Here is a 1,355-nt window from a genome sequence, read left to right as displayed (position 1 = left end):
GGCGCTGGCCGTCGCCCCCTCGGCCGACGCCGCCACCACCCTCGGCGCCTCGGCCGCGGCCACCGGCCGCTACTTCGGCACCGCCGTCGCGGCCAACAAGCTCAGCGACAGCACCTACGTCGGGATCCTGAACCGTGAGTTCAACGCGGTCACGCCCGAGAACGAGATGAAGATCGACGCGACCGAGCCGCAGCAGAACCAGTTCTCCTTCACCAACGCGGACCGGATCGTCAACCACGCCCTCGCCCAGGGCATGAAGGTCCGCGGGCACACCCTGGCCTGGTACTCGCAGCAACCCGGCTGGATGCAGAGCATGGAGGGCAGCGCGCTGCGGTCGGCCATGATCAACCACATCACCCGGGTCGCCACGTACTACCGCGGCAAGGTCTTCACCTGGGACGTGGTGAACGAGGCGTTCGCGGACAGCGGCGGCGGCCGGCGCGACTCCAACCTCCAGCGCACCGGCAACGACTGGATCGAGGTCGCCTTCCGGACCGCGCGCGCCGCCGACCCGGACGCCAAGCTCTGCTACAACGACTACAACATCGACAACTGGACCTGGGCCAAGACCCAGGGCGTGTACAACATGGTCCGCGATTTCAAGGCCCGCGGCGTCCCGATCGACTGCGTCGGCCTCCAGTCCCACTTCAACAGCGGGTCGCCGTACGCGAGCAACTACCGCACCACGATGGAGAGCTTCGCCGCGCTGGGCGTGGACGTGCAGGTCACCGAGCTGGACATCGAGGGCTCGGGGCAGACCCAGGCGACCACGTACGCCAACGTCGTCCGCGACTGCCTGGCCGTGCCCCGGTGCAACGGCATCACCGTCTGGGGCATCCGGGACAGCGACTCGTGGCGGGCCAGCGGCACCCCGCTGCTCTTCGACGGCAGCGGCAACAAGAAGGCGGCGTACAACTCGACCCTGGAGGCGCTCAACGCCGGCGGAACCACCAACCCGACCACGCCCCCGCCGACCTCGCCCTCCGCTTCGCCGACCGTCTCGCCCACGCCGCCGACCGGCACCACGCCGCCGCCGTCCGGGACGGGCTGCACGGCCGCCTACACCGTGAACGCGTGGACCGGCGGCTTCACCGCCACGGTCAAGGTCAGCGCGGGCTCCACCGCGGTCACCGGCTGGGCGGCCACGCTCACCCTGCCGTCGGGCTCCGCGGTCACCAACGCCTGGAACGCCCAGGCCACCGGCAGCACCGGCGCGGTCCGCTTCGCCAACGTCTCCTACAACGGCCGGATCGCCGCCGGATCCAGCACCGAGTTCGGCTTCCAGGGCACCGGCACCCCGCCCACCGGCACCCCCGCCTGCGCCGCGTCCTGATCGCGACGTCCGGCGCGGCGCG

The 1,355-nt window shown here is 71.3% G+C and carries 1 protein-coding gene; it reads left to right on the top strand.

What is annotated here, in order from left to right:
* On the top strand, nucleotides 1-1,333 hold a 1,333-nt coding region (locus AB0C29_RS48720; protein WP_360835219.1), incomplete at its 5' end, for an endo-1,4-beta-xylanase.
* Nucleotides 1,334-1,355 lie beyond the last annotated feature (22 nt).

The organism is Actinoplanes sp. NPDC048791 (assembly GCF_040650095.1).
Taxonomy (GTDB): Bacteria; Actinomycetota; Actinomycetes; order Mycobacteriales; family Micromonosporaceae; genus Actinoplanes.
Note: the sequence above shows the minus strand (reverse complement) of the source record. Positions and strands in the feature narration are given on the sequence as shown.